Source organism: Streptomyces sp. DH24 (assembly GCF_029813775.1).
Taxonomy (GTDB): domain Bacteria; phylum Actinomycetota; class Actinomycetes; order Streptomycetales; family Streptomycetaceae; genus Streptomyces.
This window is the reverse complement of sequence record NZ_JARVKW010000013.1, coordinates 147,757-162,622: the sequence shown is the minus strand read 5'-3', so window position 1 is coordinate 162,622 and position 14,866 is coordinate 147,757. Positions and strand designations below refer to the sequence as shown.

The 14,866-nt window shown below is 71.7% G+C and carries 11 protein-coding genes and 1 pseudogene; 7 read left to right on the top strand and 5 right to left on the bottom strand.

Annotation, left to right across the window (positions count from 1 at the left end; genetic code table 11):
- From QC282_RS13605 to QC282_RS13590, 4 genes and pseudogenes are all read left to right on the top strand, one after another.
- A pseudogene (locus QC282_RS13605) lies at window positions 1–802 on the top strand (ABC transporter ATP-binding protein); the annotation flags it as partial.
- Window positions 803–964: 162 nt separating this feature from the next.
- Window positions 965–1,852 carry a FadR/GntR family transcriptional regulator gene (locus tag QC282_RS13600; RefSeq protein WP_279549570.1) on the top strand — a complete coding sequence of 296 codons (888 nt, stop codon included), beginning with the start codon at window positions 965–967 and terminating at the stop codon, window positions 1,850–1,852.
- A gap of 414 nt (window positions 1,853–2,266) precedes the next feature.
- Window positions 2,267–3,808 (top strand): RNA polymerase sigma factor, encoded by a 1,542-nt coding sequence (locus tag QC282_RS13595; protein WP_279549568.1) that lies wholly within the window; start codon window positions 2,267–2,269, stop codon window positions 3,806–3,808.
- Between the two features lie 133 nt (window positions 3,809–3,941).
- Entirely contained in the window at window positions 3,942–4,817 is an 876-nt protein-coding gene (locus QC282_RS13590; RefSeq protein WP_279549567.1) for a serine protease, read from the top strand.
- 111 nt (window positions 4,818–4,928) lie between these two features.
- Here the strand turns inward: QC282_RS13590 and QC282_RS13585 are convergent, their stop codons facing one another.
- Window positions 4,929–5,153, bottom strand: coding sequence for a hypothetical protein (locus QC282_RS13585; RefSeq protein ID WP_279549566.1), 225 nt, complete (start codon window positions 5,151–5,153; stop codon window positions 4,929–4,931).
- Window positions 5,154–5,596: 443 nt separating this feature from the next.
- Between QC282_RS13585 and QC282_RS13580 the strand changes: the two genes are divergently transcribed.
- The 3 genes from QC282_RS13580 to QC282_RS13570 all read left to right on the top strand — a co-directional run bounded on the left by QC282_RS13580 (window position 5,597) and on the right by QC282_RS13570 (window position 9,993).
- Window positions 5,597–7,720: a DNA topoisomerase IV subunit B gene (locus tag QC282_RS13580; protein WP_279549565.1), complete on the top strand. Its 2,124-nt coding sequence runs from the start codon at window positions 5,597–5,599 to the stop codon at window positions 7,718–7,720.
- 159 nt (window positions 7,721–7,879) lie between these two features.
- The gene (locus tag QC282_RS13575; protein ID WP_279549564.1) at window positions 7,880–8,404 is read left to right on the top strand and encodes a DUF485 domain-containing protein; all 525 of its coding nucleotides are present in this window, start codon (window positions 7,880–7,882) and stop codon (window positions 8,402–8,404) included.
- Complete coding sequence (locus QC282_RS13570; protein WP_279549563.1) at window positions 8,401–9,993, top strand: cation acetate symporter; 1,593 nt, start codon at window positions 8,401–8,403, stop codon at window positions 9,991–9,993. Before QC282_RS13575 ends, QC282_RS13570 begins: the two co-directional genes overlap by 4 nt.
- A 99-nt stretch (window positions 9,994–10,092) precedes the next feature.
- Here the strand turns inward: QC282_RS13570 and QC282_RS13565 are convergent, their stop codons facing one another.
- The 4 genes from QC282_RS13565 to QC282_RS13550 all read right to left on the bottom strand — a co-directional run bounded on the left by QC282_RS13565 (window position 10,093) and on the right by QC282_RS13550 (window position 14,802).
- Window positions 10,093–10,773, bottom strand: coding sequence for a response regulator (locus QC282_RS13565; RefSeq protein WP_279549562.1), 681 nt, complete (start codon window positions 10,771–10,773; stop codon window positions 10,093–10,095).
- Window positions 10,770–12,458 carry a sensor histidine kinase gene (locus QC282_RS13560; protein ID WP_279549561.1) on the bottom strand — a complete coding sequence of 563 codons (1,689 nt, stop codon included), beginning with the start codon at window positions 12,456–12,458 and terminating at the stop codon, window positions 10,770–10,772. Before QC282_RS13560 ends, QC282_RS13565 begins: the two co-directional genes overlap by 4 nt.
- Window positions 12,459–12,552: 94 nt before the next feature.
- The gene (locus QC282_RS13555; protein WP_279549560.1) at window positions 12,553–13,494 is read right to left on the bottom strand and encodes a sucrase ferredoxin; all 942 of its coding nucleotides are present in this window, start codon (window positions 13,492–13,494) and stop codon (window positions 12,553–12,555) included.
- 54 nt (window positions 13,495–13,548) lie between these two features.
- Window positions 13,549–14,802: a citrate synthase gene (locus QC282_RS13550; RefSeq protein ID WP_279549559.1), complete on the bottom strand. Its 1,254-nt coding sequence runs from the start codon at window positions 14,800–14,802 to the stop codon at window positions 13,549–13,551.
- Between the last annotated feature and the right edge of the window lie 64 nt (window positions 14,803–14,866).

The following is a 14,866-nucleotide window of genomic DNA, read 5'->3' as shown; positions in this document are numbered from 1 at the left end:
CCCCCTCCCACCCCCCATCTCCGTCCGCTCCGCCCCCTCCCCCCTCCGCCCCCTGCGCTACGAGCTCCGGCGGGCCGCCGGTGTCGCCACCTCGTTCGTCATCGGTGCGGCCGTGCTGCTGGTGTCCGCCGTCACCGCCGTCGTGCTGGCACGGATCGGGCACACCCCGCAGCCGCGGCTGCTCGCCGCGTGGCCGCAGGAACTGCCGCTGCCGCCCGCGGCGCTCGGCGCGGGGCTGATCGGCGCGCTCGCCTTCGGCGACGAGTTCCGCCATCCCGCCCTGGCGGCCGATCGCGGCACGGTGCCCCGCCGGCTGGGGCTGCTGGCCGCGAAACTCGTCGTCTCCGCCGTCACCGCGCTGGTGCTGGCCGTTCTGGCTGTCGGGTGTGACGCCGAGGTGTTGTATCTGATTTACGGACGGGAGGTCGCGGAGGTTCCCGGGGACTGGCCCGTGCTGGGCGCGAGTTGGATCGGGCTGGTCGTGGGGTGTGCCTGGGCCGGTGTGCTGGCGGCGGGGGTGTTCCGGTCGACCACGGCGGGACTGGCGGCGGTGGTCGCCGTACCGGTCGCCGTCGTGCCACTCGTACACAAGCTCCTGGAGGGAGCGTCCGTGCGAACGGCGGCGGGGCTGCACGCTCGGCTGCGAGAGGTGTTCCTGGTGCAGTGGCCGTTCGGAGGAGGGCGATACGTGGCCGGTGCACTGAAGATGATCGTCCAACCCGTCGGCGGCGCGCTGGCGTTGTCGCTGACCACGCTGCTCTGCGTGTATGTGCTCACCACGATGCGCGGCAGGGTCCGCTGAACCCGGTTCGCACACTTCCGGTCCCGCCCTGTGCGCAACTCCCCGTGGAAAGCCCATTTCTTTCCGATAAGGCGTCAATTGCGACGGGGTGAGCGATCACCCTTTCGTGTGCTTTTCACCAAAGACCTCAAGGGAGTTGAGGACAGCGCCGACAAAGGATCCGTGAGTACCCTTGCGCACACCATGATGACCGCCGCCCGCTCCGTCGACTCCGGCCTGACGAGCCCGGGCGAACTCGACCGCTACCCCTTCGCGGAGGCGCCCGTCGGCGACCGCGTGGGCGCCCCCGCGTGGGAGGCCGCGGAACCCGAGCTGGGCCGCGTGGGCCGGCGCGCCGCGGGCAGCCGCGGACGCGGGCTGCACGGCCAACTCGTCCAGCAGCTCGGCCAGATGATCGTTTCCGGCGACCTGGGCGCCGACCGCCCGCTGGTGCCCGAGGAGATCGGCCAGCGTTTCGAGGTCTCCCGCACCGTCGTGCGCGAGTCGCTCCGTGTCCTTGAGGCCAAGGGCCTGGTCAGCGCCCGTCCGAACGTCGGCACGCGCGTGCGTCCCGTCAGCGACTGGAACCTCCTGGATCCGGACATCATCGAATGGCGCGCTTTCGGGCCGCAGCGCGACGACCAGCGCCGCGAGCTGAATGAGCTGCGCTGGACGATCGAGCCGCTGGCCGCCCGCCTCGCCGCGGGGCACGGCCGTGAGGACGTCCAGCAGCGCCTCACAGACATGGTGGAGATCATGAACCACGCCATGGCGCAGGGTGACGCGCTCACCTTCGCCCGCGCCGACGCCGAGTTCCACTCGCTCCTCATCCAGGTCGCCGGCAACCGCATGCTGGAGCACCTCTTCGGGATCGTCTCCGCCGCCCTGCAGGTCTCCGGCGGTCCGGTCACCGGCTGTGACCGGCCGAACGAGGTGTCGCTGGCGCACCACGCGAGGATCGTCGACGCCCTCGCCGCCGGCGACGGCGCGGCGGCCGAGACGACCATGCGGCAACTGCTCACGGTCCTCCCCGAGGTGGAGCGTGTGGTGCCTGCCCCGCGCGAGCACTGACCGCCCACCGAGGACGGCGCCGCCGGGGGTGGCACCCCCTCCTGTGGCATCGCCCGGCCGGCGAGCCGTCCCCCGTCGGGCCCCGCAGAATCCTGCGGGGCCCGACCGCGCGAGGCGCCCGTAGACCGCCGTGCCGACCGAATCGACACCGTCGGTGACCCACTCCGCCCATGTCTGACCGCTTTTGAGTGTTTACGAGGTGTGACTCGGGCCACGCGGATTGGGCGTAACACTCGTGGGAACAACGCGATGACCTAAGAGGCGACAGCCGCGGAGGAATACGGACGCCGTTCACGGCGCTGTGCATCTCCCGGCCCCCGCCCGCGCCGTCGGCCCATCCCCAAGCCGGCGGTCGGCTCCTGTCCGTCGTGGACGGGGCCGGAAGCCGTTTTCCAACGTTCCGAGAGGTTGTTCGTGTCGGCCAGCACATCCCGTACGCTCCCGCCGGAGATCGCCGAGTCCGTCTCTGTCATGGCGCTCATTGAGCGGGGAAAGGCTGAGGGGCAGATCGCCGGCGATGACGTGCGTCGGGCCTTCGAAGCTGACCAGATTCCGGCCACTCAGTGGAAGAACGTACTGCGCAGCCTCAACCAGATCCTCGAGGAAGAGGGTGTGACGCTGATGGTCAGTGCCGCAGAGCCCAAGCGCACCCGAAAGAGCGTCGCAGCGAAGAGCCCGGCCAAGCGCACCGCCACCAAGACGGTCGCGGCGAAGACGGTGACCGCCCGTAAGGCCACCGCCACCGCCGCCACACCGGCGGCGCCCACCGCCGACACCCCCGCCGAGGAAGAAGAGGCGGCGCCGGCCAAGAAGGCGGCCGCCAAGAAGACCACCGCCAAGAAGACAGCGGCGAAGAAGACCACCGCGGCGAAGAAGACAGCGGCGAAGAAGACCACGGCCAAGAAGGACGACGCCGAGGTCGTCGAGGACGAGGTCCTCGAGGAGGTCAAGCCCGGCGAGGAGCCCGAGGGCACCGAGAACGCGGGCTTCGTGCTGTCCGACGAGGACGAGGACGACGCGCCCGCGCAGCAGGTCGCCGCCGCCGGCGCCACCGCCGACCCGGTCAAGGACTACCTCAAGCAGATCGGCAAGGTCCCGCTGCTCAACGCCGAGCAGGAGGTCGAGCTCGCCAAGCGCATCGAGGCCGGTCTGTTCGCCGAGGACAAGCTGGCCAACTCCGACAAGCTCGCCCCCAAGCTCAAGCGCGAGCTGGAGATCATCGCCGAGGACGGCCGCCGCGCCAAGAACCACCTCCTGGAGGCCAACCTCCGTCTGGTGGTCTCCCTGGCCAAGCGCTACACCGGTCGCGGCATGCTCTTCCTGGACCTCATCCAGGAGGGCAACCTCGGTCTGATCCGCGCGGTCGAGAAGTTCGACTACACCAAGGGCTACAAGTTCTCCACGTACGCCACCTGGTGGATCCGTCAGGCGATCACCCGCGCCATGGCCGACCAGGCCCGCACCATCCGTATCCCGGTGCACATGGTCGAGGTCATCAACAAGCTCGCGCGCGTGCAGCGCCAGATGCTCCAGGACCTGGGCCGCGAGCCCACCCCGGAGGAGCTGGCCAAGGAACTCGACATGACCCCCGAGAAGGTCATCGAGGTCCAGAAGTACGGCCGTGAGCCCATCTCGCTGCACACCCCGCTGGGCGAGGACGGCGACAGCGAGTTCGGTGACCTCATCGAGGACTCCGAGGCCGTCGTCCCGGCCGACGCGGTCAGCTTCACGCTCCTGCAGGAGCAGCTCCACTCGGTCCTGGACACCCTGTCCGAGCGCGAGGCGGGCGTCGTCTCCATGCGCTTCGGTCTCACCGACGGTCAGCCGAAGACCCTCGACGAGATCGGCAAGGTCTACGGCGTGACGCGTGAGCGCATCCGCCAGATCGAGTCCAAGACCATGTCGAAGCTGCGCCACCCGTCGCGCTCGCAGGTGCTGCGCGACTACCTCGACTGAGTCCCGCTCGCACGAGGACAGGGCCCGGTTCCCCCGCGGGGGAACCGGGCCTTCGTGCTGTCGCGCGGGTGCGAGCCGCGGCGGGCTGGATGACGCTGGGTGTTCCACGTACACCCCAGAGTGAGGAGCGTTCATGCGTCGTCCCTTCGCCCGGGCGCTGGCCTGGCCGCTGGTTCTGGCGGCCGCCGCGTCCGCCCTGCCCCTGGTGTCCGCCGTCCCCGCCGCCGCCGACAGCGTTGTCGTCGGCGGCTTCCCGGTCGACGCGTCCGCCAGTCCCTGGACGGTGGCGCTGTCCAGCCGTGACCGGTTCGGGGGTACGCGGTCCGGGCAGTTCTGCGGCGGGGTCGCCGTGGGCCGGAGCACCGTGCTCACCGCGGCCCACTGCATGGGCGAGGAGGTCCTCGGGGCACGACCGGACCAGCTGCGCGACCTGCGGGTCATAGCGGGGCGTACGGACCTGCGCACCGACGAGGGGCGCGAGATCCCGGTCCGGGAGACCTGGGTGAATCCGGACTACGACGCCGGGAGCAACGCCGGCGACTTCGCCGTGCTGACCCTCGCCGAACCGCTGCCCCGCGAAGCGGTCGTCCCGGCGGCGGGCGCGGGCGATCCCGCGTACCAGCCGGGCACGAGCGCCCACGTCTACGGGTGGGGCGACACCACGGGCGGCGGCGACTACGCGCACAGCCTGCGCGCGGCACGCGTGCAGGTACTGCCCGACGCGCGCTGCGAGCGGGCGTATCCGGGCAGCGCCGACGAAGCGTACGTCGCCGCGCGCATGGTGTGCGCGGGGGAGTCACAGGGGGGCCGTGACGCCTGCCAGGGCGACAGCGGTGGGCCGCTGGTGGCCCAGGGACGGCTCATCGGCCTGGTGTCCTGGGGCAGCGGCTGCGGCCGTGCGGGCAGCCCGGGCGTCTACACGCGCGTGTCCGACGTCGTGCGGACACTGGGGTGGGACGTGGCGCGGGACGGCGCGCAAGGGCTCAGGGGAGCGGCTGAGGGCGTCTGACGGGCCTCGCCGGAACACGACGAAGGCGGCCGCCTCCGCGAGTGCGGGGGCGGCCGCCCGTTCACCGGCCTTGCCGGGCTGGCTCGTCGGACGCGAGGTCTAGCGCTGCAATCAGCGCTCTTCTTCGGGAGCGGGAACGGCCGTCAGCCGCTCCGTCTCGTCCTGTATCTCAGCGGCGATCTTCTTGAGTTCCGGCTCGAACTTGCGACCGTGGTGGGCGCAGAAGAGCAGTTCTCCGCCACTCAGCAGGACGACGCGCAGGTACGCCTGGGCGCCGCAGCGGTCGCAGCGATCAGCGGCCGTCAGCGGGCTCGCGGAAGTCAGAACAGTAGTCACGTCGCCTCTTCTCTAGCTCGACGAGCTGTCGTACCAGGGTCAACATCCAACCAGCCCCCAAACGTTCCCGCTCGCGGCTTTTCCTCGAAAAAATCTTTCCGAGACGGCTGGCAGTTGCCGGTTGGCGGCGAATGTGCCGTATTACGTGTCTGTCGTGTCGTACGGGTTCGCGCTGTCGGTCATGGCAGGTCCTCCCGGCCGGATTGCCGGTTTGTTCATGAGGACGTGCCCGGAGCCTAAATGGTTCATGCCTCGAAGGGAACGTGATGTGTACTTCACCCCCTCGAGGGATCGAACACGCATGCGACCGTGGTCTAGTGTGAGTCCCGGACGAGGGTGGCGTTACAACGGCTCTACCAGGCCTCGGTACCCTCTCACCGGTGACCGAAGCCGCGCCCTTACCCATCGGGGCCCCATCTGAAATTCAGCGAGGAGCGAACCGCGTGACCGCCGAGACGTCCGTGCCGTCCACAGCGCTGCTGGCAGGAGCAGACCGGGACGGTTCCAACTACACCGCGCGGCACCTGCTCGTCCTCGAAGGTCTTGAGGCCGTGCGGAAGCGCCCGGGCATGTACATCGGGTCGACCGACAGCCGGGGCCTGCTGCACTGCCTCTGGGAGATCATCGACAACTCCGTCGACGAGGCCCTGGGCGGGTACTGCGACCACATCGACGTGATCCTCCACGACGACGGCTCGGTCGAGGTGCGGGACAACGGCCGGGGCATCCCGGTCGACGTCGAGCCCAAGACCGGCCTGTCCGGCGTCGAGGTCGTCATGACCAAGCTGCACGCCGGCGGCAAGTTCGGCGGCGGCTCCTACGCCGCCTCCGGCGGCCTGCACGGCGTCGGCGCCTCCGTGGTGAACGCCCTGTCCGCCCGGCTCGACGTCGAGGTGGACCGTGGCGGACACACCAACGCCATCAGTTTCCGGCGCGGTGTCCCCGGCGCCTTCTCCGGAAATGGCCCGGACGCGAAGTTCGAGCCCGCCAGTGGCCTGCGCAAGACCAAGAAGATCCCCAAGACGCGCACCGGCACGCGCGTGCGCTACTGGGCCGACCGGCAGATCTTCCTGAAGGACGCCAAGCTCTCCCTGGACACGCTGCACCAGCGCGCCCGCCAGACCGCGTTCCTGGTGCCCGGCCTGACCATCGTCGTCCGTGACGAGTACGGCCTGGGGGAGGGCGGCAGCAAGGGCGAGGAGTCCTTCCGCTTCGACGGGGGCATCAGCGAGTTCTGCGAGTTCCTGGCCACCGACAGGCCGGTCTGCGACGTCCTCCGCTTCACCGGACAGGGCACCTTCAAGGAGACCGTCCCCGTCCTGGACGACCGCGGCCAGATGACGCCCACCGAGGTCACCCGCGAGCTCGGCGTCGACGTCGCGCTGCGCTGGGGGACGGGCTACGACACGACGGTCAAGTCGTTCGTCAACATCATCGCCACCCCCAAGGGCGGCACCCACGTCGCCGGCTTCGAGCAGGCCGTCGCCAAGACGATGAACGAGGTGCTGCGCGCCAAGAAGATGCTGCGCGTAGCCGAGGACGACATCGTCAAGGACGACGCCCTGGAGGGCCTGACCGCCGTCGTCACGGTCCGGCTGGCCGAGCCGCAGTTCGAGGGCCAGACCAAGGAGGTCCTCGGCACCTCGGCGGCCCGCCGCATCGTGAACACGGTGATCTCCCGCGAGCTCAAGGCGTTCCTGACCTCCACCAAGCGGGACGCCGCCCAGCAGGCCCGCGTCGTCATGGAGAAGGCCGTCGCCGCCGCCCGTACCCGCATCGCCGCACGTCAGCACAAGGACGCCCAGCGCCGCAAGACGGCCCTGGAGTCCTCCTCGCTGCCCGCCAAGCTCGCCGACTGCCGCAGCGACGACGTCGACCGCAGCGAACTGTTCATCGTCGAGGGAGACTCCGCGCTCGGTACGGCGAAGCTCGCCCGGAACTCGGAGTTCCAGGCGCTGCTGCCGATCCGCGGCAAGATCCTCAACGTCCAGAAGTCGTCCGTCACGGACATGCTGAAGAACGCCGAGTGCGGCGCGATCATCCAGGTCATAGGAGCCGGGTCCGGCCGGACCTTCGACATCGACACCGCGCGCTACGGCAAGATCATCATGATGACCGACGCCGACGTGGACGGCTCCCACATCCGCACGCTGCTGCTGACGCTGTTCCACCGCTACATGCGGCCCATGGTCGAGGCCGGCCGGGTGTTCGCCGCGGTGCCGCCGCTGCACCGGGTCGAACTCGTCCAACCGAAGAAGGGCCAGGACAAGTACGTCTACACGTACTCGGACCGCGAGCTGCGGGACAAGCTCATGGAGTTCCAGAGCAAGGGCATCCGGTACAAGGACTCCATCCAGCGCTACAAGGGCCTCGGTGAGATGGACGCCGACCAGCTGGCCGAGACCACCATGGACCCGCGGCGCCGCACCCTGCGGCGGATCAACCTCACCGACCTGGAGGCCGCCGAGCAGGTCTTCGACCTGCTGATGGGCAACGACGTCGCCCCGCGCAAGGAGTTCATCTCCAACTCGGCGGCGACGCTCGACCGGTCCCGCATCGACGCGTAGCAGCCGTCGTACCCGGCCGGGCGCGAGTCGTCGCACCCGGCCGTGCGTCGTGCCCGCGTACGGGCGCGTGCAGGGCATCGCCGGGGTTCGGTCACCTGATGGGGTGAAGGGTTCTGGGAAGAAGAGTCACGGATCTTCCCGGTCTGTCCATGCTTGGGCATGCAGTCAAGCAACGGCCGTTCCCCGGGCGGGGGAGCCGAGAGCCCGGCCGGGAAGCACCCGGACACTGCTGGTGAGACGTTCGGCGGTGTGCGGTACGACGACCCCTGGTACGACGCGCTGGCCTCCGGCTGGGGCGAGGAGGCGGGCGCGGCCGTACCGGCGGCCCGCCGGGAGCCCGGGGCAGGATCGGCGGCCGAGGTGTATCTGGAGGTGCAGCGCAGCCCGGCCTTCCAGGAGGTGCGCAGCCGCTACCGTAGATTCGTCGTACCGGCCGTCGCCGTCTTCCTCGCCTGGTACATCGCCTACGTCGTGACCGCCACCAGCGCGCCCGGCCTCATGGCCCGGCCCGTGGCCGGCGCCGTCAATGTGGCGATGCTCGCCGGACTCGGCCAGTTCCTCACCACGTTCCTGCTCACCTGGGCCTACGCCCGGCACGCGCGGCTGCGCCGGGACCGGGCCGCTCTCGAAGTGCGCTGGGACACCCAGGAACTGACGCGCGGCATCAGGGACGGAGCGTCGTGACCGGCGACCACCAGACCCTGGCACTGCTGCTGTTCAGCGCCTTCGTCGCCGTCACCCTCGGCATCACCACCTGGGTGAGCCGCGAACGACGCGGCTCGGCCGAGGAGTTCTACGCCGGCGGCCGTCTGTTCACCCCCATGGAGAATGGCTTCGCCATCGCGGGCGACTACATGTCTGCCGCCTCCTTCCTCGGCATCTCCGGGCTCATCGCGCTGTTCGGCCACGACGGGATGCTGTACTCGGTGGGCTTCCTGGTGGCCTGGCTCGTGGTGCTGTTCCTCGTCGCCGAACTGGTCCGCAACTGCGGCCGGTTCACCCTCGCCGACGTCGTCGCGGCACGCATGTCCGAGCGGCCCGTGCGGATCGCCGCGGGAACTTCCTCGGTGACCGTGTCCGTTCTGTATCTGGTGGCGCAGATGGTGGGCGCGGGCAGCCTGGTCGCCCTGCTCCTCGGAGGCACGGGAGAGGCGGCACGGACCTGGACCGTCGTCGCCGTCGGCGCGCTCATGGTCGTCTATGTGTCGCTGGGAGGGATGCGGGCCACCACCTGGATCCAGATCGTGAAGGCGGTCCTGCTGCTCGCCGGCACCGTCACGCTCACCGCCCTCGTCCTGATCCGCTTCCACGGCGACTTCAACCGGCTCCTGCTGTCCGCGGCCGAGCGCAGCGGCCACGGCGCGGCCTTCCTCGCCCCCGGACTCAAGTACGGCGGAGACTGGACCGCCCGCTTCGACTTCATCAGCCTCGGACTCGCCCTGGTCCTCGGCACGGCCGGGCTGCCGCACATCCTGTCCCGCTTCTACACCGTGCCCACGGCGCGGGCGGCGCGCCGGTCCGTCGTCTGGGCGATCGGACTGATCGGCGGCTTCTACCTGATGACGATCGTCCTCGGCTTCGGCGCGGCCGCGATCGTCGGCCCGGACGCCGTCCGCGCCTCCAACGCGGCCGGGAACACCGCCGTGCCGCTGCTCGCCCTCGACCTGGGCGGCGGCGCCGGCTCCACCGGCGGGACGGTGCTGTTCGCGGTGGTCGCCGCCGTCGCCTTCGCCACGATCCTCGCCGTCGTCGCCGGCATCACGCTCGCGTCCTCCGCGTCCGTGGCCCACGATCTGTACGCGTCCCTGCGCCGCCGCCGGACCGAGCCGCGCAGTGAGGTGGCCGTGGCCCGCGTCGCCGCCGTCGGCATCGGCGTCGTCGCGATCGCCCTCGGCCTGCTGGCCAAGGACCTCAACGTCGCCTTCCTGGTCGGCCTCGCCTTCGCCGTCGCCGCGTCCGCCAACCTGCCGGTGCTGCTCTACTCGCTGTTCTGGCGCGGCTTCACGACCCGCGGCGCCGTGTGGTCGGTGTACGGCGGACTGGTGCCGGCGATCGTCCTCGTGCTGCTGTCGCCCGTCGTGTCGGGCAGCCCCGAATCGCTGTTCCCCGGCGTGGACTTCCAGCTGTTCCCGCTGCGGAACCCCGGCCTGGTCTCCGTCCCCCTGGGCTTCCTCGCGGGCTGGCTCGGCACCGTCACCTCGTCCGAGCCCGCCGACGAGGCCAAGCACGCGGAGACGGAGGTACGGGCCCTGACGGGCGCTGGGGCCGCGTGAGAAAGAGCGGCGGCCGAGGCGTACGCGCGCGTGTGGGGCGGGTGCGGCCCGCGCTCACCCCGGGTGCCGGATGCGCGGTCCCCGCCGAACGCGTGTGTCCTACGCGCGCGTGGCCCACGCGTAACGGTGCTCGGGGCGGCCCGCGTCGCCGTACTTGAGGGTCAGTCGGGCCCGTCCCGTGCGCTCCAGGAGCTTCAGATAGCGCTGGGCGGTCTGCCTGCTCACGCCGGTCCGCTCCGCGATCTCCTGCGCCGACAGCGGGCCCTCGGCGTTCATCAGCGCCTGGCGCACCAACTCGGCGGTGGTGGGGGAGTGGCCTTTGGGCAGCCCCGGCTCCGACGGCGCGGACAGGGCGCCGAAGATGCGGTCCACCTCGGCCTGCTCCGCCTCGCCGCCGCCCTCCAGGGTGCGGCGCAGCTCCGCGTACGCCTCCAGCTTGGCGCGCAGGCCCGCGAAGGCGAACGGCTTGACCAGGTACTGAAGCGCCCCGTGCCGCATCGCCGCCTGCACCGTCGACACGTCCCGCGCCGCCGTCACCATGATCACGTCGGTCTGGTGGCCGCGCCGGCGCATCTCCCGGACCACCGACAGGCCCGTCTCGTCGGGCAGATAGTGGTCCATCAGCACCAGGTCCACCCGGGGCAGCGTCTCGACCTGGCGCAGCGCCTCGGCAGCGGTGTGCGCCTCGCCCGCGACGCGGAAGCCCGGGACCTTCTCGACGTAGGCGGCGTTGACCCGCGCGACCCTGACGTCGTCGTCCACGACCAGGACCTCGATCATCGCGACTCCTCCCCGGCGGCCGGGTCTGCGGCGGTGGGCCCGGCGGACGGCACGGTCAACGCCGGCACCGCACCCGCGTCGGCCAGTGCCTCCGGCAGGACCACGGTGAACTCCGCGCCCCCACCGGGCGCCGCACCGACCGTCGCACTGCCACCCTGCCGCTCGGCCAGCCTGCGCACCAGGGACAGCCCGATGCCACGCTGCCGGTGCGCCGGGGCCTCCTTCGTGGACCACCCCTCCCTGAAGATCAACTCGCGCTGGTCCGGCGGGATTCCCGGCCCCGTGTCGCGCACCTGGAGCATCACGGCCCGCCCTTCGGAGCGCAGCGCCACCTCCACGCGTGCGTGCGGCGTCCCCGCGGCGGCGTCGAGGGCGTTGTCCACCAGATTGCCGACGACCGTGACCAGCCCACGGGGGTCGATCAGCCGGTCCGGCAGCCGGGTGCGGTTCGAGATGCCGAGGGCGACGCCCCGCTCGGCCGCGACGGTCGCCTTGCCGACCAGCAGCGCCGCAAGCAGCGGGTCCCGGATCTTCTCCGTGACCTGCTCGGCGGTGGCCCGGTGGTCGCCGACGACCTCCCCGATGTACTCCACGGCGTCGTCGTACATCTCCAGTTCCAGCAGCCCCAGAAGGGTGTGCATACGGTTGGCGTGCTCGTGGTCCTGGGCGCGCAGCGCGTCGATCAGGCCGCGTGTCGAGTCGAGCTCCCGGCCCAGCTGCTCCAGCTCGGTGCGGTCGCGCAGGGTGGCCACGGCTCCGCCGTCCTCGGTGGGCATGCGGTTGGCGACCAGGACGCGCCTGCCGCGCACGGTCAGCAGGTCGGTGCCCGTGACCCGGCCGGCCAGGACGTCGGCCGTACGGCCCGCGCCGAGCGCCTCGTCGGGGGTCCGGCCGACGGCCTCCTCACCCAGGCTCAGCAGGCGCTGCGCCTCGTCGTTCAGGAGGCGTACCCGGCCGGCGCGGTCCAGCGCGACGACGCCCTCCCGGATGCCGTGCAGCATCGCCTCGCGCTCCGCGAGCAGCGCCGCGATGTCCGAGAAGGCCAGGTCCCGGGTCTGCTTCTGCACCCGCCGGGAGATCAGCCACGCCGCCAGGGCACCGACGGCCAGGGCACCGCCCGCGTACGCGAACAGCCCCGGGATCGCGTGCATCAGCCGGGCCCGGACACTGTCGTACGCGATGCCCACCGAGACCGCTCCGACGATGTCGCCGTCACCGTCCCGCAGCGGTACCTTCCCGCGCGCGGAGCGGCCCAGGGTGCCCTCGTCGATCTCCATCACCTCTTCGCCGGCCAGGGCACGGTCCGGGTCGGTGGAGACGTGCCCGCCGATCTGGTCCGGGTCGGTGTGCGACCAGCGCACGCCCCGCCGGTCCATCACCACGACGTACTCCGCGCCGGTGGCCTTCCTGATCCGCTCCGCCTCCCGCTGCACCGGTCCGTCCGGTGACGCGGGCGTGCTCCGCACGTCGTCCGCGAGCTGCGGTTCCTGCGCGGTCGTCTGCGCGATCGCGAGCGCGCGACGCATCGCCTGGTCGTCCAGCTGGTCACTGAGAGGCGCCAGGAACAACCCGGTCGCCAGTACCGCGACACCCGCGGCGATCGCCAGCTGCATCAGCAGGACCTGCGAGAACACCCGCCGCGGCAGACCGAGGCGCAGACGGCGTGCGGGGGGAGTGGAGCTCATACCCATGACGGTACGTGGACGGCGGCCCCGGGAAGGAACAGGTGCCGTGTGGATACCTTGATCAACCCATGCGCGGGCGGGGGCCGGCCGCGTGTCAGCCGGCGAGCGCCGTCACCGTGACCTCTCGCACCGCCACCACGTCCATCCGCGCCGGCGCACCGAGCACCGACGCGCCGCAGCTCTCCGCGCGGGGCGGCAGGGACGCGCCCTGCGCCACCACGACCCGCCAGCGGCGCCCGTCCGCGTGGGCGACGGTCACCTCCCAGCGCGGGGCGGCACCGTCGGTCCGCACCACGCTCAGCACGTCCGCCGCGTACTCGCCGGCCGCCGTGCGCACGGCCAGTTCGGCCGCCTGGCCGGGCCGCTCCCACGCGGAGCTGCCCCGGCAGCCCTCCACCACGATCCGTCCGTCCTGCACCGCGTGCAGGATCTCCTTGACGCCGTGGGCCTCGGCGCGGCCGTACGCGTATCCGTAGGGCAGCACGAGCAGCGTCGGGGAGAAGCGATGACCGCCCAGATGAGTGACCTCCCAGACGCCGTCGACACCGGACGCGGCGAGCTCCGCGGCGAGCGGGCGGCCGAGGAGGGCGCAGCAGCGGTCCCGCTTGCCGTTGGTGCACACGAGGGCGAGCGGGTCGCCGGTGTGGGGGTGGCCGTCGAGTGCGGCGTCGAAGGCGGTGTGGTCGCCCCTGCCGAGCGCGGCGAAATCGAGGTCGAGCAGCCGCGCCGGGTCCGTTGTGGTGGCCTCGTGCAGCCAGACCTTCCCGGGTGTGGTGTGAGCGGCGTAGACGCGGCGCGTGGCGGGGGTGCCGAAGTCGGCGTGCCGTCCGGGGCGGCGGATGAGCGCGATGCGTACGCCCGTGCCCTTCGCGGCCGCCTCCAGGGCGCGGCCCAACGCGGGATCCAAGTGGCTCGAAGTGAGCGCTGCGGCACCCCACGGACCCGGTTGCTCCAGCAGCAGCCAGGTCCTCGCGGTGGCCGCGGTGCCCGAAATGGGCTCGTCGAGGTCCCGGGAGACGGTTGAGCACGTACTCACAGAGGTGAGCCTAACCTGACTTGACGCGGGGTGACTTCCAGCCGCGCCCGGAAGCTACTCCGGCAGGGGCCGGGGCGGCCTCGGGCCCGTGTAGAGACCGCTCGGGCGCATGCGCATGGGGTGCTCGCCGTACTCCTCCAGGGCGTGCGCGATCCAGCCCGCGGTGCGGGACACCGCGAAGATCGTCTCGCCTGCCGTGGCGGGCATCCCCGACGACGCGGTCAGTACGGCCAGCGCCAGGTCCACGTTGGCGTGCAGCGGTGCGTGACGTGCGGCGGTGGCCACGACGTCGCGGGCCGCGGCCAGGGCCGGCGCCGCGCGCGGGATCTCCTCCAGCAGGGCGAACAGCGCACGCGCGCGTGGGTCCTCGCCGGTGTAGATCCGGTGGCCGAGGCCCGGGACGCGGCGGCCGGCCCGCAGTTCCTCCGCGACGACGGGGGCGGCGCTGCCGTGGTCCAGCACGTCGAGCAGCATGCGGTGGGCGAGGCCGCTCGCCGCCCCGTGCAGCGGCCCCTCGATCACGCCGAGCCCGGCGGAGACGGCCGCGTAGGCGTGCGCGCGGGCCGAGGCGGCGACGCGCACGGCGAGTGTCGACGCGGCCAGGTCGTGGTCGACGAGCAGGGCGAGCGCCGTGTCCAGGGCGCGCAGCGACGCCTCGTCGGGGTCGCGGTGGCTCAGCCGCCCCCACAGCCGGTCGGCCAGCGGGCCGTCCCCGCCGGCGTACGCCTTCGGAGGCAGGGCGTCGACCAGCGTGGGGATGAGGATGCGCGCGGTGGCCAGGACGGTGTCCTCGGACAGGTCGAAACGCAGCGGGTCGGCCGCCGCCGCGGCGATCGCGGCGACCCGCAGCCGGTCGGTGGGGCCCGCGTGTTCGGGCAGGGCGTCCACGGCGCGGCGGGCGACGGCGACGGAGGCCTCGGGCGCGGTGAAGACTGCGCCGGGGCGTGGTGTGCCCGTCCACAGCCACTCGGCGACCTCTTCGTAGCTGTGGCGCGCGGCCAGTTCGGTAGCGTCGACTCCCCGGAAGTAGTACCGGTCCCCCTCGATGAGGGTCAGCCGGGTCCGGACGGACAGCTCGCTGCCGGGGCCCGAACTCCCGCCGCTCTCGCGCCTGTTGCGCCGGGCGAGCGCCTCCACCTCGGCGGCGTCGAAGGTGCTGCCCCGGCCGCCGGGCGTCCGGCGGCTGCTGAGCTGGCCGCGGCTCACGTACGCGTACACCGTTTCGGGCTTCACGCCGAGCAGCTCGGCGGCCTCCTTGGTGCTCAGCCGGCGTTCCGAGGCGGCGGGGGAGGGCTCGTGATCACGCATGGAGGCCACCGTATCGACAGTCGGACGTATTGATTGTTAATCAATATTGACAGGTATTGAGTCA